This is a genomic window from Paenibacillus qinlingensis (assembly GCF_031455095.1).
Classification (GTDB): Bacteria; Bacillota; Bacilli; order Paenibacillales; family NBRC-103111; genus Paenibacillus_E; species Paenibacillus_E qinlingensis_A.
This window is the reverse complement of sequence record NZ_JAVDSB010000011.1, coordinates 123,464-144,300: the sequence shown is the minus strand read 5'-3', so window position 1 is coordinate 144,300 and position 20,837 is coordinate 123,464. Positions and strand designations below refer to the sequence as shown.

Annotated in this window: 12 protein-coding genes; all 12 read left to right on the top strand. The window is 41.8% G+C overall.

Going from position 1 to position 20,837, the window contains the following annotated elements:
- Nucleotides 1-5: 5 nt before the first annotated feature.
- The 12 genes from J2736_RS23835 (at nucleotide 6) to J2736_RS23780 (ending at nucleotide 20,757) form a co-directional block, all read left to right on the top strand.
- Nucleotides 6-224, top strand: a complete 219-nt coding sequence (locus J2736_RS23835) for a DNA-directed RNA polymerase subunit beta (RefSeq protein ID WP_310501094.1) — start codon at nucleotides 6-8, stop codon at nucleotides 222-224.
- 179 nt (nucleotides 225-403) lie between these two features.
- Entirely contained in the window at nucleotides 404-922 is a 519-nt protein-coding gene (locus tag J2736_RS23830) for a CDP-alcohol phosphatidyltransferase family protein (RefSeq protein WP_310501093.1), read from the top strand.
- 166 nt (nucleotides 923-1,088) lie between these two features.
- Entirely contained in the window at nucleotides 1,089-1,517 is a 429-nt protein-coding gene (fabZ, locus tag J2736_RS23825; RefSeq protein ID WP_029195635.1) for a 3-hydroxyacyl-ACP dehydratase FabZ, read from the top strand.
- 32 nt (nucleotides 1,518-1,549) lie between these two features.
- The gene (locus J2736_RS23820) at nucleotides 1,550-3,244 is read left to right on the top strand and encodes a phospho-sugar mutase (protein ID WP_310501092.1); all 1,695 of its coding nucleotides are present in this window, start codon (nucleotides 1,550-1,552) and stop codon (nucleotides 3,242-3,244) included.
- Between the two features lie 184 nt (nucleotides 3,245-3,428).
- Complete coding sequence (locus tag J2736_RS23815; RefSeq protein ID WP_310501091.1) at nucleotides 3,429-5,480, top strand: DUF5693 family protein; 2,052 nt, start codon at nucleotides 3,429-3,431, stop codon at nucleotides 5,478-5,480.
- Entirely contained in the window at nucleotides 5,453-6,583 is a 1,131-nt protein-coding gene (csaB, locus tag J2736_RS23810; RefSeq protein ID WP_310501090.1) for a polysaccharide pyruvyl transferase CsaB, read from the top strand. The genes J2736_RS23815 and csaB overlap by 28 nt, the downstream gene beginning before the upstream one ends.
- Before the next feature lie 89 nt (nucleotides 6,584-6,672).
- Nucleotides 6,673-7,461, top strand: a complete 789-nt coding sequence (locus tag J2736_RS23805) for a WecB/TagA/CpsF family glycosyltransferase (RefSeq protein ID WP_310501089.1) — start codon at nucleotides 6,673-6,675, stop codon at nucleotides 7,459-7,461.
- 138 nt (nucleotides 7,462-7,599) lie between these two features.
- Nucleotides 7,600-8,709: a glycosyltransferase family 4 protein gene (locus J2736_RS23800; RefSeq protein WP_173117249.1), complete on the top strand. Its 1,110-nt coding sequence runs from the start codon at nucleotides 7,600-7,602 to the stop codon at nucleotides 8,707-8,709.
- A gap of 270 nt (nucleotides 8,710-8,979) precedes the next feature.
- Complete coding sequence (locus J2736_RS23795) at nucleotides 8,980-12,951, top strand: S-layer homology domain-containing protein (protein ID WP_310501088.1); 3,972 nt, start codon at nucleotides 8,980-8,982, stop codon at nucleotides 12,949-12,951.
- A 615-nt stretch (nucleotides 12,952-13,566) separates the two neighbouring features.
- Entirely contained in the window at nucleotides 13,567-16,698 is a 3,132-nt protein-coding gene (locus J2736_RS23790) for an S-layer homology domain-containing protein (protein WP_310501087.1), read from the top strand.
- A gap of 317 nt (nucleotides 16,699-17,015) precedes the next feature.
- The gene (locus J2736_RS23785) at nucleotides 17,016-20,090 is read left to right on the top strand and encodes an S-layer homology domain-containing protein (RefSeq protein WP_310501086.1); all 3,075 of its coding nucleotides are present in this window, start codon (nucleotides 17,016-17,018) and stop codon (nucleotides 20,088-20,090) included.
- 136 nt (nucleotides 20,091-20,226) lie between these two features.
- Nucleotides 20,227-20,757 (top strand): hypothetical protein, encoded by a 531-nt coding sequence (locus J2736_RS23780; RefSeq protein WP_310501085.1) that lies wholly within the window; start codon nucleotides 20,227-20,229, stop codon nucleotides 20,755-20,757.
- Nucleotides 20,758-20,837 lie beyond the last annotated feature (80 nt).

The following is a 20,837-nucleotide window of genomic DNA, read 5'->3' as shown; positions in this document are numbered from 1 at the left end:
GCTCGATGACAGATAAGCCTGCTCCAGTTAAGAAGAAGCCAAGGCCGAAATGGCAGAAGATCCTATGGCTTATTTTCAAAATCATACGCGTTCCCGTTCTGGCTCTTCTAGCGATCTATATTGGTTTATGGGTTGGCTACACGAAGCTAGGACAACAACCTTCATCAGAAATTTTACATATCAGCACTTGGCGGCATTTATACGATCTCGTTTTTGCTAATTAATCGAACTCCCGCTTGGGAGTTTTCTTTTCACTTATGTTGAAATAAACCCATCCGTCCAAGAAGGGCGGGTTATGGTTTATTTTGTGTGCGAGCAGCGGTATAATGAGTACAGACTTCGTCAGACTTGATCTGCCAAATATTGAAAATTCGGATCGGATACTTAGCGCAGGAGGAGTACCTTGAATATACCGAACATGCTCACGATCAGCAGGTTTGTACTAATCCCCGTGTACCTCATGCTTTTTTTTAATGACTACATCCGAACCTCCTTCATCATTCTACTTGTAGCTGGATTAACGGATATTCTAGATGGTTACATAGCTAGAACACGCAAGATGATCACTCCGATGGGTGTCATGTTAGACCCGTTAGCAGATAAGTGCATGATGATTGCAGTCATCCTCTCACTCCTCATCTCAGAGATGATTCCTTGGCAGGCAGCCCTGGCCATGTTCATCCGTGACGCAGGTATGATTATAGGCTCCGCCTTCTTTCATTTCAGAGGCAAACTGACCGTTCCAGCGAACGTTATGGGGAAGCTGACGACGGTGCTCTACTATTTCGCCATCCTCTTTATTGTGTTTGAATTCACCTTCGCCATCACGTATTTATGGTATGTCATTGGGGTCTCTTTCTTAACATCCTTTATCTATATTTTCCAGTTTCTTCTATTGAATCGAGGAGAACGAGCGAAATAACGTACGATTAAAACGAAAAAGAGCCTATGTAGGGGTCTGTTATACAGACCGTTACATAAGCTCCCCTTATATGAACCTTCACTTCTGCAGGATATGAAGGGACCTCCCTATTGTAAGTAATTCCCTTGTATTTTATACAAGTATTTGAAAGGAGCACGAATGCAAGATGCTAGATATTAATCAAATTCAAGAGATCATACCCCACCGTCCGCCTTTTCTACTGGTTGACCGTATTTTGGAAGTAGAAGAAGGGGTTAGAGCTGTAGGTATCAAAAATGTGACAATTAATGAACCTTTTTTCGCAGGACACTTTCCTGGTTATCCGGTGATGCCGGGGGTTTTGATTGTTGAGGCTTTAGCACAAGTTGGTGCTGTAGCAGTATTGTCCATGCCTGAATACAAAGGGAAAATCGGACTGTTCGCAGGTGCAGACGGGATTCGTTGGCGTCAACAGGTTGTCCCAGGCGATACACTAACATTAGAAATGACAATCACTCGAGTAAAAGGTACCATTGTAAAAGGTCAAGCTGTGGCTAAAGTTGGTGACAAAGTGGTAGTCGAAGGTGAGCTTATGTTCGCCCTTGCTAATAAATAGCCCATACATATAAAGGAGATGAACCTACTACGATGACGCGTGTACAAACAGAGTATCAATTATGGCTCCAAGACCCTGCTGTTGATGAGCAAACGAAGAAAGAACTTCAAGCTATCCAAGATGATGAGAGAGAAATTGAGGATCGCTTTTATAAAGATCTTGAATTTGGGACAGGCGGTCTGCGTGGGGTCATTGGCGCTGGTACGAATCGTATCAACGTATACACCGTGGGTCGTGCTAGTCAAGGCCTCGCGCAATATGTAAACGGAACAGGCACGGCTAATCCGGCTATCGTTCTAGCGTATGATTCCCGCCATATGTCACCTGAGTTTGCATTGGAATCCGCGCTTGTTTTTGCCGGTAACGGGATCAAGGCTTATTTGTTCCAGACGTTGCACGCGACACCGCAGCTATCTTTTGCTGTCAGATACTTAGGTGCGACAGCGGGTGTTGTGGTCACTGCGAGTCACAATCCGCCTGAATACAATGGGTATAAAGTATATGGTGCAGACGGCGGGCAGTTGGTGCCTGAATTTGCTGAGCAAGTTATTGCTCACGTACAGAGCATTGATTCCTTTGATAAAGTAAAGAAATTGACTCAACAAGAAGCCGAAGCACAAGGGTTGCTAGCTTGGTTAGGTGAAGATGTTGATCAAGCCTATATCCAGGCTGTAACAGCTGTCAGTCAAAACCCGGGCGTTATTAAGGAAATCAGCGATGATTTCCGTGTCATTTTCACACCACTGCACGGAGCAGGAAATGTACCTGTTCGTGAGGTCTTGAAAGCTGTAGGATTCGAGCAAGTGCGTGTAGTTGCTGAGCAAGAACTACCAGATGCGCAGTTCTCTACGGTAAAATCGCCAAATCCAGAAGAACGCGAAGCATTCACGTTAGCGATTGCTCAAGCGAAGGATTGGAATGCTGATATCATCATCGGAACCGATCCAGATGCTGACCGTATGGGTGCAGTTGTGAAGGATACCAACGGTGAATATGTCGTCCTAACAGGTAATCAATCTGGTGCGATTATTGTGAACTATCTTTTGGGAAGCATGAAAGAGCGTGGAACACTCCCAGCTAACGGCGTTGTGATTAAGACGATTGTAACTAGCGAAATGGGTGCGGTTATTGCTAACCATTACGGTATTCCAACCCTAAATACCTTAACGGGCTTTAAATATATTGGTGAAAAAATGTCGCAATTCGAGAAAACAGGCGAATCCACATTCCTGTTCGGCTATGAAGAGAGCTACGGCTACCTAGCTGGCAGCTACGCAAGAGACAAGGATGCGGTCATCGCAGCCATGTTAATCGCGGAAGCAGCGGCTTATTATAAGAAGCAAGGTAAGACGCTTTATGAGGTGCTGCAGGAGCTATACGAATCCTTTGGTTTCTTTTTGGAAAAACTGGAATCAAGAACACTCAAAGGCAAAGACGGCGTGGAACAAATTGGCCGCATGGTGGAAGCTTGGAGAACCAATCCGCCATCTGAGATTAGTGGCACACGTGTCATTGCCGTGGAGGATTATGCACAAGGGATTCAAGGCTTACCTCGTGAGAACGTACTGAAGTTCAAACTAGAAGATGGTTCATGGTTCTGCTTACGCCCGTCTGGTACAGAGCCTAAGATTAAATTCTATTTCGCAGTTCAACGCGCAACAGGGCCTGAGGCTGCACAGCAGCTAGACAGTATTATTCAATATGTACTTAATCGTGTAGACGGATAGTGCAATAGGTGTACAAAACCTCTTCAGAACCTAAATGAGGGATAGATCGTCTAATGGATGGCTGGATGTGAATTCTACCATGTATTGGGCGGTTTTCCCGTGCTTGGGGGCGGAGAGGTTTTCGAATGTATACGGGATTGGAACGTAACTAAAAAAGTACATGCTCTAAGGAGTGGACGAACTGGTGAACTTGTATCAAACCTGGAATAACCCGTTAAGAAATATTTTGTGGTGGATTGTGATTTTGGGCATGCTGTGTTCTTTGCCGTTGGCTTATACACGTCACCAAACGGAAACGTCGGCGAATCAAGTGGAATTCGTTTTTGACTATCGTGATCTATTGGATATCTCTGATGTGCAGACGAACCCGCAGAACTTTGTGAACACGGAGTTGAAGAACATGAAAGCCGCGGGCATAAGCTCGATGGCTGTTTACGAAAGTACATTAGGTGAATTCAAGGAGAGTCGTCGCATTGAGATGTACAACTCCCGTGACGCGGCCATGCTGACTCAAACACTAGGAGACCCTAGTGAGAACTACACGTATGTGTTATTCGCGGATAACCAGACGCAGCAGAAGCTAGAGCCGCTAATCCAGAAAACATTTGCAGACCTTAAAGTAGGTGTGAAGCCGTGGAGCTTCAAAAACCGAAATGGTCTCGTTATTCAGATGAGCTTGGATGACGCCTCGATTAAAGCAATGGATCCAGACCCGATCACACTGCAAATGCTGAAAGATCAAGGCTTCCAAATCGTTGTGCGGTTAGCGAATCGTAGAGCATTCAACACGAATGAAATGGATGTCATGTTGAAGAATTTTCATGATCTTGGTGTGAAGCGAATCATCGTAGACGGGAATGAAGTCCCTGGATACACGGAAGAGAATACGGAAGTGAATCTGAATAAAATGGCGGATTTGCTCAATAAGAACGGGATTGGACTCGCAGCGATTGAGTTGTTGAAGGAGCCTCAAAAAGGTTTCAGTACGCTGGCTAAACAAACGAATTATAATGTTGTGCGCCTACACTCCTTTACAGAGAAAGATGGCGAGAAACTGACAGAACCATTAAAGAAAGCCGAGCTTGCGGATCGTGTGCAAGGGGTTTCAGATCGACTTGTTTTGGCTGTAAAAGACCGAAATATCCGCATGGTGTTTCTGAATGCCAAACCAGTGAAAAGTTTAGATAAAGGGAAGCTAGTTGACCCGCTTTCATCTTATTATGCAGCTTTGCAGGGGCCAGATGGCGCGATCCCTCGTATCCAAGAGGTAGGTTTTACTTTAGGACAAGCTGAGGCATTCGATGTACATACAACAGGTTGGCAGAAAATTGCTCGTTTCTTCTTGCTAATAGGTGGACTAAGCTTGATTGTATGGATGATTTCATTCTTTTTACCGGAATTGACGATTGTTTTCTTCATTTTTGGTTTGCTTGGTCTAGTAGCTCTACATACGCTTTCGGCGAATTTATATGCACAAGGACTCGCGTTAGCGACAGCTATTAGTGCGCCTAGTGTTGCGGTCATGTTGGCTATCCGATCGGTACGATCAGGAGCTGCTGCAAAGTGGAAATCAGGCTTATTCTATGGTTTATGGCAACTGCTGCGAACTTCGCTCGTTTCCTGTATCGGTATTGTTTATGTTGTAGCATTGCTTAATCATGTAACATACTCCTTGGTGCTGCAGCAGTTCAGAGGGGTTGGGATGCTGCATTTGCTACCAATTGCCATAGTTGGTCTGTATCTCTTATTCTTTAGTGAGAATAATACGTATAAGGAAAAGGTCGCGAATATTCGCAAATTACTTTCTTCCTATATAAGTGTATTGTGGATTGTTATTGCAGGCGTAGGCCTTGCAGCTGTTTTCTATTACCTATCTCGTACAGGGAATGAAGGACAAGCTTCTTCTATCGAGAAGTTATTCCGTTCTTTCTTGGAAAATACATTAGGCGTACGCCCGCGGACGAAAGAATTCTTAGTGGCTCATCCGATCTTCGTATTGGGTGCTTACTTGTCCGTTCGGTATCGTCATGCGGTGTACTTACTCTTCATCGGTGTCGTTGGTCAGCTTTCCTTGGTGGATACCTTTGCTCACTTGCACACACCGCTGCACATTTCCTTAATCCGTATCTTTTACGGACTTGTGCTAGGTGCAATTATCGGGCTAGTTCTCATTGCAGCTTGGGAAATTCTATCAAGGAGTTGGAAACGATGGGCACAGCCCCAATTGTCAAAATAGCGTTATCGGGCTACTACGGTTTCGATAATAGCGGGGATGAGGCTGTGCTGCAGTCGATTTTGTTTGCTTTGCAGGAGCAAGGTCAGGCGCAGGGCATTCAGATAGAGCCTATCGTGCTTTCGGCTAATCCAGAGAAAACCTCGCAAATGTACGGAGTAAAAGCATATCATCGAATGAAGCCAGGTTCATTATTGAAGGCACTGCGCGAATCAGACGGCTTAATCAGCGGGGGCGGTAGCCTCCTGCAGGATGCAACGAGCTCGAAGACGATTCCGTATTATTTAGCAGTAGTGAAAATAGCACAATGGCTCGGCAAGCCTACGTTTATTTATTCGCAAGGCATCGGGCCGGTGAGCCGGCCGATGTTCTTTGGCTGGATCCGCAGCGTGTTCAAGCGCTGCGCATTGGTGACGGTCCGCGACACGGAGTCCGCGGACCTATTGGGTCGGATGCGCCTCCCGCGGGAGGGCATCACGGTTGTGCCTGACCCGGTGATGGGCTTGCCACTCCGGGATGGTGGGGGCGCGCCGGATGCTGACGCACTCGGCGGTGCTAGTGCGGTGCGGACGATCGGCGTGTCCGTCCGCTTCTGGAACGAGGACCGCTCCGAGCTGGAAGCTCTCGCGCGGTCCCTGCAAGAGCTGCTCGCAGCACGCACGGATGTGCGGCTGCGGTTCTTACCCTTCCACCTCCCTTCGGATGAGGTGGCGTCGCAGTTCGTGATCGATCGCTTGGGCGATCACGGCGGTCGTGCGGAGATGGTGCGTGGCATCACACATCCGCAGGACATGCTTGCGCAGGTCGCGGCGTGCGACCTGCTGATCGGGATGAGGCTGCATTCTTTGATTTATGCAGCCTCGCAGTTCGTGCCTATGGTAGGCATCTCGTACGATCCGAAGATCGACCAGTTCCTCCATAGGCTTGGTATGAAAGCCGCCGCATCGACAGCTAGCTTCGATGCATCGGCATTTGCCGAGGAGGCGCTTGGCCTCCTCGATGGTCGAGAGCAGTGGGCGGCTGCTTCGCGTGCCGCCATTGAGCAGCTGAAGGCGCAAGCGCAGCTGCCCGCGCAGCGGATTATTTCCTTTTACAAAAGGAAATAGGTAGCTTTCTACATACGGTTCTTCAGCCACATTCCACCAACTAGCAACCAAATTGCAACCTATAACGTCAATAATAAGGAAGAGATATCATGAGCTCGACTTCTGTTACAAATCAGCCAGCAGCGCTGGCTTCACTACAGGCCGTACCGAAAGTGCGAATCTACGGTGTGCCTATTTCTAAAATGAGCATGAAACAAACCGTAGATTACTTATCGAAGGTTATAGAGGTAAAGCAGCCGCATCAGGTCATTACCGCTAATCCCATTATGGTTATGGCCGCGCAGGATGACCCTTCCTATCTGAAGATGATGCAACAAGCAGAGCTAATCGTTCCGGATGGAACAGGTGTCGTGTGGGCTGCCGCTCGCGTCGGCCAACCTGTTGCAGAAAGAGTGCCCGGCTATGATCTGATTCATGAACTCATGAAGGTTGGAGAAAAGAAGGATTGGAAGGTTTACCTTCTTGGTGCTTCTAATGAAGTGATTCAAGCAGCCGCGGACAAAATTCGCTCGACATACCCGAAGGTCAAGCTTGTTGGCGTTCGTGATGGATACTTCGGTGATGCTGAGGATGCTCAAGTGATACAAGCCATTAAGGAGGCTGCACCAGATCTGCTTTTGGTAGGTAGGGCTGCTGCTAATCAAGAGCCATGGATCGGAAAATACAAACAACAACTGGGTGTGCCGGTGATGATGGGAGTCGGCGGAAGTTTCGATGTACTTTCGGGCAAGCTAAAAAGAGCACCCGTCATTTTTCAAAAATTACGTTTAGAATGGTTCTACCGCCTGCTTCAGGAGCCTTGGCGCTATAAGAGAATGCTTCTACTCCCGAAATTCGCAGTGAAAGTGATGCGCGACAAAGAGAACGTCACAAAATGATGAAAATATTTATGAAAATTGGCTGAAAACGGTCATTTCAGATGAATTTAGCAGTAGTATTTGTGACGGAATGGGAGTATAATTCATTTCGGCGGTCACCAGCCTGCCACCCATGACAAGAGGAGCTGTGAAGAAGACATGTATGGATTATATGCGATAGGGTTTATTGCTGCGTGCGTTATGGCGTTGTTGCTGACACCCCTGGTCAAAAAATTTGCCTTCTGGGTAGGAGCTGTTGATGCCCCCAACCATCGGAAGGTTCATACGCGAATTATGCCGCGTCTAGGAGGATTAGCGATATTCCTTGCGTTCGTCGGAGCTTATTTCGTCGTCTCTCCAGCACTTGATGCCGTGAACTCGGATGCTGCTTTTGGACTTTTGCTCGGAGGCTTTGTGATCGTTGTCACAGGTGCTCTCGATGATCGCTTTCAATTATCACCGAAATGGAAGCTTCTAGGACAGCTTATTGCTGCCTGTATCGTTGTTTCCTTTGGTCTTAAGATAGATTTGGTTAACATTCCTTTCGGAGAAACGAATTTGCCTATCGGCTGGTTGAGTATCCCGATTACAATATTATGGATTGTCGGTGTATCGAACGCGATTAACTTAATTGATGGTCTTGATGGCTTATCAGCAGGTGTTTCCGGTATCGCCACAACAACGATTCTCATTCTTGCCCTTATGATGGGTAATGTGACTGTGATTTTGCTTTGTGTGATATTGCTAGGAAGTATTTCAGGCTTCATGTTCTTTAACTTCCATCCGGCCAAAATTTTTATGGGCGACTCCGGCGCCTTATTCCTGGGCTTCGCCCTTGCAACACTTTCAATTCTTGGCTTTAAGCAAGCGGCCGTCGTTTCACTCTTAATTCCGATTATGATACTAGGTGTGCCCTTATCTGATACATTCTTCGCGATGCTTCGTCGTTATGTGAATAAACTGCCGATTTCGGCGCCAGACAAAAGCCACTTGCATCACTGCTTATTGCAAATGGGCTTCAGCCATCGTACAAGCGTTCTGATCATCTATGGAATTGCTGCTATATTCGGTGGTAGTGCGGTTGTATGCTCGGTATTCATTTCCCAAGATTCCACTTGGGGATTGATCATGATTATTGTAGCGCTTTTCCTCGTAATGCTTGTAGGAGCAGAAGCAATCGGTATCATTAGCAAAAGCCGTAAGCCTGTGATCAACTTCCTGCAAAAGTTAGTTGGTAAACAAGTGCAGAGTGATCGCGTAGGTAAATAAATACTATCGGATATTATAAAACCCAGTCCTAGCGACTGGGTTTTTCTTGTTATTCAGGAAAAATTTATCAGTTGTTATTCTTTCTCTAAACATTTGGGCTAAATCTACCGATAAGTAATGTACAGTAACTTTTGTCGGTCAGCCGCGTCTATTTTTGTGGAATGATAGAAGAATATGGGAGGGATTGTCGAAAGCTAGTAGTACATAGAGTTAAATGGATAGGCCTAACTGATGATAACAACATTTTTATAACATAAGGAGGAACTTGTTTTGAAAAAATTTCATACCAAATGGGCAAGTATCGTACTGATCATGACGTTAATGATTAGTTTGATGCCTGCGATGACTGCGAGCGCAGCTTCGACGCTTGTTATTAAGAATCTTTACACTGAGACGGATAATGCCGGTACATCATTAGCCAAACCAAAGGATAATAACTTAGTTACACGTATCACGCAACTACCTTTTACATTAAATGTAGAAACAACAAATGTGACTGATTCACAGATTCCATCCATCTATTTCGAAATTACGAATATTAACTCGGGTGCTGTGACAACAGAGAAGAACAATAAAGCAGTTATTGCTGGAACGAATCTTGTGAAATTCGATAATATCCAGTTAGCGGAAGGCTTAAATAAAGTTGTCGTTTATCTGGGTGATTCTAATGCAATTGCTTCTGCACCAGGTTGGTTATATTATGCGCCAACGACTAATTTATCCGATATCACGGTGAATAACGCTCAACTTGAAGAAGGAAAGATTTATCCGATTGATCGTGGTCCTCTGAAAGCAGGGACAACCGGTATTCAAATTAAAACAAAAGCTTCCAACGCTAGTGCTGTTCAAGCTACATTAACAGGCGATAGTCTGCCTAAACAAGGCTTCAAAAGCAATGATGGTTACTTCTATTTCACTGGGGACGACAAGAATAAAACGTCTGCAACTTGTGCATCTGTTACCAGCTTCTGTTTGAATCCAGGTGACAACATCATTAGCTTCATCGCAAGTAACGATACGAATAAATATCAAGCCGTTAAGAAACTTTGGTACGATAACGGTCAGCCGTTTGCTTTTAACGGACAAGTACAAGAAACAGATCTGGATCTGTCCGATGGTATAACTCCCCCCCCTCCAAAGGACTTAATTTTGATACCAACATATCAATCAAGTGCTTTGACTTTCACAGCTAGCGTGAAAAGCGATTTAGAAACAGCAACAGCATTACGATATCCCCTTGTAGATGTGGCGCTTAATGGAACATTGGTCGCTACAATTGATTTAAGTGGAAATGATGCGACGAATACAGTATCAGGGGTTACCTACTCTTCAACTACTAACAGTTCATTAACTCGCAATAGTGAATATTTGGTGAAAGATTTAAAGATTGCCATACCTACGATTACTAACGTTGCCGCGAATGAGCAACTTCTAACATTTAAATTTAGAGATGTTACCAATAGCCTGAACCCAGCCATTACTCAATATAAATTTAAGTATGTAGATCCGAGTCATCCATATATCGATAGATCAACTATAAGTAATGGAACAATTGAAAATGAACTTAGCCTAAGTGATGCAACACTAGTCAACGAACTTCCAGCTGACATTCATGTGTATGCAAATAGCGAAACCCGCTCAATCAGGGCTCTAATTGATGGGGTCTATTACCCTAATGCAAATACAATTGTAGGAACATGGGATAATGTAGCCAAATTATATAAGTATGATCTTAAACTTCAAGGCATAACCGATGGGAACAAGAAATTAAGTATTGAGCTCTATAGCGACACTGCGGGAGCAACAACAAAATACAGTACAGTTGATTATAAGTTAAACATAAGTAATGCTCCTTATGTGCTGGTTAATAATATTTCTAACAGCATGACGATTAAGAATATCACTAATTTAACATGCGGAGGTACGCAAGCATGTATCTCGGGTAGACTTGTCAACTTCTATCAAGATCCAGTAACAGCACCGGCGGTGCCTGTTAATAAAGTAGAAGTGTATATGAATCAAAGTGTATATACACTTGATTCTAGAACTGCTGAAGCGATTTTTGGGAAAGTTCCTTCTACACCAACAACCCCTGGGACATTGAATACCTTCACGCTACCATTGAATTTATTTAACGCTGATCTCACGAAGGTAATGGTAGAAGGTAAAAATACACTGAAGTTCAAAATTTACGTCAATAATGTATTTGTAACTGAACAGTCATATGACATTTATTTATTCTCAACAGATGCTCCTCAATTTACAACTATTAAACCAGTGGAGAGTGGTACATCAGGGACTCAATTTATTGCCAACAGCGATCCTGATACATACACAACGACACAGCGGACGGTATCATTTGATGGATTATATTCGAGTTTAAATGCTAATGGATCGCCATCACCAATTAAAGCATTAACATTGGTTGTGCACACCAAAGATGCTAAAGGAGATGCGTTGGTTCATCAGCAAACGCTCGGTAGTTCAAGCTCGATTATTCCAATCGACGAAACTTTGAATTCGAAAATAGTAACATCCGCTGGAGTTAACTATTTCACATCAATTACCGACACAAACTTTAAAACAACAGCTTTTAATTTGTTAGATGACTCCGACGTAGTTTTTGAATTTAGAATTACTAATAATTCGAATATAACAGCAACGAAGTCTATTACGATTACAAGACAGAATGTTCCTTACACAGTTGTTCAACCCCTCTTGATCAAGAATCCTAAAGGGGAATTACAAGCAAACATCAATAGTGATTTTTATAACATCATTATTGAAGCTGAGAATGCTGAGAGTGTTCTCTTCGATAAGAATGTAGCAACCAAACGTACAGTGAATTCTGTGGATCAATATTTATATCAAGTAACGAATTTGAAGCCTGGCGCGAATCAAATTAAATTTACAATTAATCGTAATGGCACTAAAGTAAATGGTAGTTTCATTCTCTTTAATACCAATACCAATGTTCAAGGTGCAGCTACGCTTCAGAATATGAATAGTAAGTTTAAACTCTTTAATAGTGGATTAGAGCTATCTTTCCCTAAAGACACTAAATTAATGAGGAATGTACCAGATAGCAATAATAATCAGTATATTACAACAGGGCGTAAGATCTTGTTTGGTATCGCTGATACAGATGATGGACGAGTAGATAAAGCATTATTCCCTGTACCGAATGGCTATTATAAATCCAAAATCAGTGTCAAAGTTGTAGAAGATACCTTCCATCCAGCAAGTAATCTCTACTATATGGATGCAGGTTTCATTCCAGCACCGAATTCAACTACAACAACACCTGATGATTTAACTAAGGGACTTAACGGCACTGGTGTAGATCCTTATGACACTACGAACTCAGGAAGAGCTTATTTTAACCGTCTTAACGATGAGCTCGTTGTTCCTACACAAGATGGGGAATTGACGCTGGCGTTTGATCCATCTATTCGTCAAGATGCTGGAAGGTACATCACCGTATTCTTCTATGACATTTATGCGAATTACTCCAATACGACTGACTATGGCTGGAGGAACCTAGGTGGCGTTGTAGATACCAAAAACAACACGATCACGGTGCCATTCCGTAAGTTCGGCTACTATCAAGTCATGTATATGGATCGCAGCTTCGATGATATGACTGGGCACTCATTTGCAAGAAATGAGCTCGAGACACTGTATTCCAAAGGTTTAATGAGAGCGAAAACTACGTTCTCCTTTGGCCCAAATGATTACATTACACGTGGAGAGTTTGCTCAAGTATTGGTTAAGATCTTTAAACTTCCATTGAACTACGCGGGTAGCTCTACATTCTCGGATGTTCTCAAAATTGATAACGCAATAGGTATGCTGTATGACTATAAGTATGTAGAGACAGCCGCGAGAGCGGGTATCATTCGTGGACAAGCGAGCAACAGGTTTAACCCAGGCGGATCTATTACACGACAAGACGCTGCTGTCATGATCGCTAGGGCCGCAGAAATGAAAATGAGCACGGATCTCAACAAATCCCTACTCACATTGCAAAAAGCATTTACAGATGGCGATAGAATCGAGTCCTATTCCAGACCTGCTGTTGAAGCTGTGTCTAAAGCGGGACTGATCGAGGGTATCCCGAATGCCTTACTCCCTGGTGAAAAGAAAGAAACAGTACGTTTCGATCCAACTGAGTTGCTTACACGTGCACAAGCGTCCATAATCGGATACCGTGTGATGAAGCAGCAGAAGATGGTTCCTTAGTAATTAGCTTCGATGCGCCTTTAATTCTCGAGTTTAATGTGCGCAGATTAGTGAAAAAGAGACTTAGTGCCGATAACGCAATAAGTCTCTTTTTCATAATTAAGGAGCTTCATTGGCTGAATTCAGCCACCTTAAGCTGATTTTAAGTTTCAAATGGGTTTTAGCACATACATCTTTTACAAATACAAATTAATCTTGGTAGGTACACATCTACAACAAGTAAGATAAGGAGTTAGTTATACATCTGGAAAATACTTAACAATGAATAGTTGTATATTGTATCGTATACTAAATTTGCAGCAGAGGTGATAGATAATAACTGATTTAGAAGAAAAAAGACAAAGTATTAAATTTAAAATTATTTCTTTAAAATCGCAACTTTTTAGAACCTCACGCGTTTAATACATTGAAACAGACAAAGAAAGCGTTTTGTAATACATTGCAGAATTCGTTAAAAAAAGTTCTTTACGATCCAGAATGATCAATGTATAATGTAAATTGGTCTAGGTTCCTATTTATTTCATTACAGTTTACTAGTTTCAAATGCAGCCTGAGAGCTGCAAGCGAACCTTAGTTATATTATGCTCTAACTCTGGAGAGGGGGTGAACAATAAGATGAGTAAATTGAGCTGGAATAAAGAACAAACAAACTTAAAAAATAAAACTCACGATATTCAAGGAGGAGAAAAAAAGGTTATGAAAAAAAGTTTAAAAGTAATCGCAACAGCAACACTAGCATTCTCCATGTTTGCATCGGTAGCAATGGCTGCTGAAACAACTCCAACGGCTGTAACTACACAAGCAGCAGTTAAAACTTCCAAAGACTTTAAAGACCTTGAAGGTAAAGATGCAGCGTTGCTTGCTAAAATCGATGCATTGCTTGCGAAAGGTTTCATGGATGGTAAATCCGATACTGCATTCGACATCGAAGGTAACATGACTCGTGCAGAAGCTGCTAAGCTTGTTGCAAAAATCTTCAACCTAACAGTTGGTACTGAAACAACTTCTTCTTTCAAAGATGTTGACGGAACTGACGCTTCCCAAGCATGGGCAATTCCTTTCATCGAAGCAGCTAAAAAAGCTGGTATCATCGATGGTATGACTGACACTACATTTGCTCCAAAAGACAACGTAACATTAGGTCAACTTGCTACATTGCTTGTTAAAGGCTTTGGTAAAGCAGCTGACGTTAAAACTACTACACCTTGGTACCAAGGTTACCTAGATACTGCTAAAGCTAACGGTGTAGACCTAGGAACTGATGGTGCTAAAGCAGCAACTCGTGCTGATCTTGTTGTGGGTTCATACGCTGCTGATGCAGCAGTTTCAGCATTGACTAAATTATCTGTAACTGAAGCTAAAGCTACAGGTGTTAAAACTGTAGAGGTTAAATTCACTAAAGCGGTAGCTGATGCAGCTAAATTGGAATTGAAAAAAGGTACTGTAGTTATTGGTTCTACATTCAAACTTGCTGCTGACAAGAAATCTGCAATTATTACTCTTACAGATCTTAAGATTAATCAAGGAACTTATACTGTAGCTCTTAGTGGCCTTCCTGAAGGTGCAGTTGACAAAGCCACTGCAACTTTCGAAGCTAAGAATGAAGAAGTAACTAAAATTGATTTCGTAAACGCTAGCGATACTGTAGCACAAGCAGATGCAGTAAGTATTAAACTTGCAGCTACAAACCAATACGGTGAGAAAGCTTCTGCAAATGCTGGTTCATACACAGCTTATGCTACTACTCCTGGTGGTGCGCGTGTTACTAAATCGGATAATGGAGATTTGTTCATTGTCGTTGATACAAAAGATGCTTCGTTAACTGCAAACCTCTCATCATTCAGCGTAAACATTTACAACAACGATAGCCGCGTGAGTGCTTCTAAAACATTTAAAGTTGGCTTGCCTCCAATGGTATCCAAAGTTGAGCTTGGTGATGTGAAATACCAAAATGGTAAAGATGCACTTATCAATGCTGGAGATCAAGTTGTAGTTAAATTGATTCAAATCGATCAATACGGCCAAGAAATTACCCAACAAACAGGTAATGCGTTCCCTGTAAATGTCCAAGTAACACCAAACTTCAACAACCAGTATACACCTGAACTTAAAGACAAAGATAATGACGGTATTGATGAAGTTGTTGTTACTTTGAACTCCAAAGCTACTGTATCTGGTGAGCAAACTATTACAGTATTTGGTGGCGGATCTACAACAACAGCTAAAATTAAAGTTCAAGCTGTTGCAGTTCCAGCAAAAGTTGAATTTGGTGAACTTACAGGCTCTTATGCTGACGGCGACACTAATAAATATGTTAGTCTAAACCTCTACGATGCAGCTGGTAATCTATTGTCTCCACAAGATGTTGTTGACAATGTTGATCGTCTAACACTAAGCGCATCTGGAAACATTGCATTCGGCGTTACTGATGATGTTCCAGCCGCAATGTTTGCTCGTAAGTCTGATAACACTATAACTCCAATTATTGCAGTTGGACCAAATAAAGGTAAAATTCACATCAAATCTTTAACTGGTAAGGGTACTGCAAACATCTTTGCATATACAACTATTCTTGAGAGTGGTGCAACAAGTAACGCAAACTTGAACCTTCCAATTACAGAAGCTCGTTACCCAGTAACAATGGCAGTAGCAACAGATCCTGCTACTAAAGCTGTTGAGACAGCAACAACTAAGGTTAAACTCTTGGTTAAAGACCAATATGGCGAAAACTTAGAAACAATGCCGTACGGTAACGTTACTGAAAACAACGGTACTCGCACTGTAACTTATGATGTGTATGTAAGTACTTCTGCAGACTCCAATGCAACTATTGCTCTTAACTTGACAGATGGTGCAAAATCAATTGCTAATATTAATGACAATGAGTATGTATTTACTGCAGGTGCTGGTTCTACTGGCAAAACTAAGAGCGTAACATTTGCTTTACGTAAACTTAATGCTGATGGAACAGTAGTTATCGACGATAATGTTAAATCAATCACTAAAGAAATTTCAGTAATTGATCCAAACGCAGCTGGAGTTAAATTGACATACTCCGCTAATACTGTAACTGATTTGTTCAACGCAGTAGAGAATGCTATTCAAACTGGTGATGCTGATGATGCTACTCTAAGCAAGCACGCGAAAAAAGTTGTTATTACTGCTAAAGATGCTTCTGGATCAGTTGTAGCTGTACCTAACTCTGTGGTCTCAATTACAAGCAATAATGAAAATATTGCAAAAGTTGGAGTTCTTACCAACGAAGCATACGTAATTGGTAATAAAGTTGGAACTGCAAAAGTTAGCGTATCCTTCAAAACAGCAAAAGGTGAAGTGCAAAATCAAGTAGTTGATGTTAACGTCAAGAATGACCCGATCACTGTAGCGTCTATTGCAGCTGATAAATCAACTCACAAAGTTGCAGATTTCACTGGAGCTGCTGGCACTTATGCTTATAAATTAATGAATAAAGTTACCGTTAAAGATCAATATGGTTCAGAGTATAAGTCCGATAGAACAGCAACAACTCCAGTTGATGTTGTATATAACTACAATGCATTGCTTGGCATTCAATACCTTGTTAGTGAAGTTAAAGGTGGCGGAAGTGTAACACTGGGCGCTGATGGTCGCACTGTGACTATGACTGGAACTGTTACTTCTTTCGTACTTCAAGCTGTATCACCAAGTGGTCAAGTTGCTACTACACAAGTAGTAATCGATGCTTCCGGAACAGTTGTAGCTAACTAAATAATTAAAACAATTAAGGACCTTCGGGTCCTTTTTGTTTTAATTATTGAAATTTAATTTATATATACTGATCGGTATTGAGAGGGCTCTTTAGGGCTCTCTTTCATTTTATAAGTATTCCGCAATTTATATTGTTTATTCTTTAACATCAAGTTAGAAAATCGAGAGCATCAAAAGTTAAAACATTTAAAATGGAAAATTAATAGTAATGAAGAATATATAGATTCATAGTATACTCAATTTGTAGCAAAGGTGATACATCATTTACTACACGTAACAAGAAATAGAACAACACACATCTGGGAGGAATTACACATATGAAAAGAAGTTTAAAAGTTATTGCAACAACAACACTAGCTCTTTCAATGTTTGCATCAGTAGCTATGGCTGCAGATCCATTAACAACTACTAATACTATTGCCCCTACAGTTACAGCTTCAACAACAGTAATCAAAACTTCGAAAGATTTTACAGATCTTAAAGATGTAGATGCAGCACTTATTGCTAAAATCGATGTTCTTCTTTCTAAAGGTTACATGGAAGGTAAGACTGATACAACTTTCGATATTGCAGGAAATATGACGCGTGCAGAAGCTGCTAAGCTTGTTTCCAAAATCTTTAACCTCACTGTTGGCACTGAAACAACTTCCTCTTTCTCTGATGTGGATGGAAAGGATTCATCAATCGCGTGGTCTATTCCTTTCATCGAAGCTGCGAAAAAAGCTGGAATTATTGATGGCATGACTGATACAACATTTGCTCCTAAAGATAATGTAACTTTAGGTCAACTTGCTACATTGATTGTTAAAGGTCTTGGTAAAACAGCAGACGTTAAAACAACTACTCCTTGGTACCAAGGCTACCTAGATGTTGCTAAAACAAATGGTGTTGATCTAGGTACTGACGGAGCTAAGGTTGCTACTCGCACTGATCTTGTGTTGGGTTCATATGTTGCTGATTTAGCTGTACAATCACTGACTAAATTGTCTTTAACGGAAGCAAAAGCAACAGGTGTAAAAACTGTGGAAGTTAAGTTCAGTAAAGCAGTAGAAGAAGCAGCTAAATTAGAATTAAAAAAAGGTACAGTCGTTATTGCTTCTACATTTAAACTTGCTGCTGATAAGAAATCTGCAATCATTACACTTACAGATCTTAATATCAGTCAAGGAACTTATACCGTTGCTGTTAGCGGACTAGCTGTAGGTACAGTTGATAAAGCCACTGCAACTTTTGAAGCTAAGAACGAAGAAGTAACTAAAATTGATTTCGTTAATGCTAGTGAGTCCGTAGCACAAGCAGATGCAGTTAGTATTAAGCTCGCAGCTACAAACCAATATGGTGAGAAAGCTTCTGCTAGTGCTAGTTCCTACACAGCATATGCTACTACTCCTGGTGGTGCTCGTGTTACTAAATCAGATAATGGAGATCTGTTCATTGTCGTTGATACTAAAGATAATACGTTAACTGCAAATCTATCATCTTTCAGCGTGAACATTTACAACAATGATAGCCGCGTGAGTGCTTCCAAAACATTTAAAGTTGGTTTGCCTCCAATGGTTTCTAAAGTCGAGCTTGGTGAAGTGAAATACCAAAATGGTAAAGATGCACTAATTAACGCGGGAGATCAAGCTGTAATTAAATTGGTACAAATTGATCAATATGGACAAGAAATAACCCAACAAACAGGCAATGCGTTCCCTGTGAATATTCAGGTAACACCAAACTTCAATAATCAGTACACAGCTGTCCTTCAAGATAAAGATAATGACGGTATTGATGAAGTTGTTGTAACATTAAACTCTAAAGCAACTGTATCTGGTGAACAAACGATTACGGTATTTGGTGGAGGTTCAACAACAACAGTTAAAGTTGCGGTTAAAGCTGTTTCAGTTCCAGCTAAAATAGAATTTGGTGAACTTACAGGATCATATGCCGATGGTGACACAGATAAATATGTTGCGTTAAATCTATTTGATGCTGCAGGTAACCTTTTGAGTGCGCAAGATGTTGTTGATAATGTTGATCGTCTATCTTTAAGCGCTTCTGGAAATATTGCTTTTGGACCTACAACTGATGTTCCTGAAGCAATGCTAGCTCACAAGTCTGATGGCACTGTGACTCCTATTGTTGCCGTAGGGCCAAATAAAGGAAAGATTCATCTTGCATCGCTAACTGGTAAAGGTACTGCTAACATATTTGCTTATACAACTATTACAGAGAGTGGTACTACAAGCAATGCAAACTTGAGTCTTCCAATTACAGAAGCTCGTTATCCAGTAACTATGACAGTAGCGACTGATCCTGCTGCTAAAGCTGTTGAAACAGCAACAACTGCTGTGAAACTATTGGTAAAAGATCAATATGGTGAGAATCTTGAAACTATGGCGAATGGTGGCGTTGTTACTGAAAACAATGGTACTCGTTCTGTAAAATATGATGTTTTTGTAAGTACTAGCGCTGATTCTAATCCTAACATTGCATTTGATCTAGGCAATGGTTCAAAAACAATCGGCGATATTAATGATAATGAGTATACATTTACTGCTAATCCTGGTTCAAAAGGTGGAAAAACAAACGTAACTTTTGCTCTACGTAAACTTGATTCTACTAGTGCAACAGTTATTGACAACAATGTTAAGTCGATTACTAAAGAAGTTTCTGTAATTGATCCTAATGCTTCAGGGGTAAACTTGACGTACTCGGCTAATCCAGTAGCTGATTTGTTTAATGCGGTAGAAAATAGTATTCAAGATGGAAACGCTGATTCTGCTACTCTAAGTAAGCATGCAAAAAAGGTGACAATTACTGCAAAGGATGCCTCCGGAGCTGTTGTGGCCGTACCAAAATCTATTATTTCTGTAACAAGTAACAACGAAAACATTGCAAAAGTTGGAGTGGCTTCCAATGAAGCTTATGTTATCGGGAATAAAGTTGGTACTGCTAAAGTTAGTGTATCCTTTAAAACTGCAAAAGGTGAAATTGTGAATCAAGTAGTTGACGTTAATGTCAAAAATGATCCTATCGCTGTTGCTTCTATCACAGCTGATAAGTCAACTCATTCTGTAAAAAGTTTCGCTGGAGTTAATGGCACTTACGCTTACAAATTAATGAACAAATTAACTGTTAAAGATCAATATGGATCAGAGTATAAGTCTGAGTCCACTACTGATGTAGTAAATGAGTATAATGCAATATTGGGCGTTCAATACCTAATTAGTGAGGTTAAAGGTGGAAATAATGATACTGTAACATTAGATCCATCTGATGGTCGTACTGTAAGAATGACTGCAGGTGTAACATCCTTTGTAATTCAAGCTGTATCACCTAGTGGGAAAGTTGCTACTACTCAAGTAGTAATTAATGGTGCGGGAACAACTGTTGTAAATCCTTAATTATTGAATACAAAAAGGACCTTCGGGTCCTTTTTGTATTTTCTAAAATAAATAGCGTATAACTTGAACAGTTAGTCTTTTTACATTAGACTTTTAACAATAAGATTTTTTCATAATACTAATGAGGAGTGACATCATGAAATCCCAAAAGCTTACACTATTTAATATTATCCTTTTTCTTTTTCTCTTTACTTTTGTATCAACATCCCTAGCCGAAGCCCCAACCCCAGGCGGCACCGATCCACTCATCACCCAAAGCTACTTCGAACAAAACACCTTAAGTGAAACAAAGGTGAAAGAGATCGTTGCAGCTGCGCTAGCGGCCAATGGCCAACCGAGCGCAGGAGGATCTACCCCAACGGCAGCAGCAAACATGAAGGTTGTCCAATTGGAAAATGGACAAACCCTGTACGCAGGCGCTGGCGCGGAGTTTATCGTGCGAACCGGCAGGGTGCTGGCCGTGAGCAGCGATGAGAACGGCATCCCGGATGTAACGGGAGGCAAAGATTTAGCAGCGGGGACAGAAGTCGCGCTGAATCATCTTTTGATTTTCCCGACAGAGGGCCGAGGTATAAAGTCATCGCCGAAGAATACGTCGGACATTTTTGTCATGGTGCGCGGAAGCTATTTGATTTTGAATGCAGATGGTAGTAAGGTTTCGCAATAAATGTCTACTCCATAATTTTACCCAAAATGACAACTTCTTATGCGTGTTGGCTTTGGGATTCTAGCCATACTAATCATTGT

Coding starts and splice junctions, on each gene's coding strand:
- J2736_RS23835 (WP_310501094.1), top strand. CDS start 6: ATGACAGATAAGCCTGCTCCAGTTAAGAAGAAGCCAAGGCCGAAATGG.
- fabZ (WP_029195635.1), top strand. CDS start 1,089: ATGCTAGATATTAATCAAATTCAAGAGATCATACCCCACCGTCCGCCT.
- J2736_RS23820 (WP_310501092.1), top strand. CDS start 1,550: ATGACGCGTGTACAAACAGAGTATCAATTATGGCTCCAAGACCCTGCT.
- csaB (WP_310501090.1), top strand. CDS start 5,453: ATGGGCACAGCCCCAATTGTCAAAATAGCGTTATCGGGCTACTACGGT.
- J2736_RS23805 (WP_310501089.1), top strand. CDS start 6,673: ATGAGCTCGACTTCTGTTACAAATCAGCCAGCAGCGCTGGCTTCACTA.
- J2736_RS23800 (WP_173117249.1), top strand. CDS start 7,600: ATGTATGGATTATATGCGATAGGGTTTATTGCTGCGTGCGTTATGGCG.
- J2736_RS23790 (WP_310501087.1), top strand. CDS start 13,567: ATGAGTAAATTGAGCTGGAATAAAGAACAAACAAACTTAAAAAATAAA.
- J2736_RS23785 (WP_310501086.1), top strand. CDS start 17,016: ATGAAAAGAAGTTTAAAAGTTATTGCAACAACAACACTAGCTCTTTCA.
- J2736_RS23780 (WP_310501085.1), top strand. CDS start 20,227: ATGAAATCCCAAAAGCTTACACTATTTAATATTATCCTTTTTCTTTTT.